The 270-nt window shown below is 43.7% G+C and carries 1 pseudogene; it reads left to right on the top strand.

From position 1 onward, the window contains the following. Window positions 1–51: 51 nt before the first annotated feature. Window positions 52–270 (top strand): annotated as a pseudogene (locus AAEY79_RS15020) (hypothetical protein); the annotation flags it as partial.

The raw sequence follows: 270 nt of genomic DNA, 5'->3' as shown, positions 1-270 counted from the left end.
ATTCAAACACGATAGTTGTTACATAAAATTGTTTATTAAGAGGAATATATTATGCGTAATAAAATGATAGCTTTAGCCGTTTTATCATCTGTAGCAATAACTGGTTGTGCGGTTGATCCAAGCACAGGGCAACAACGTCTGAACAAATCTGCTATCGGCGCATTAGCTGGTGCGGCAGGTGGTGCAGCGATTTCTAAAGCGACTGGCGGTGATAAGACAGGTCGCGATGCAGCAGTCGGTGGCGTATTAGGTGCTGGTGTTGGTTATTAC

Source organism: Psychrobacter sp. GW64-MNA-CIBAN-0177 (assembly GCF_040309585.1).
Lineage (GTDB): Bacteria > Pseudomonadota > Gammaproteobacteria > Pseudomonadales > Moraxellaceae > Psychrobacter > Psychrobacter okhotskensis.
This window is presented reverse-complemented; position numbering and strand designations above follow the sequence as displayed.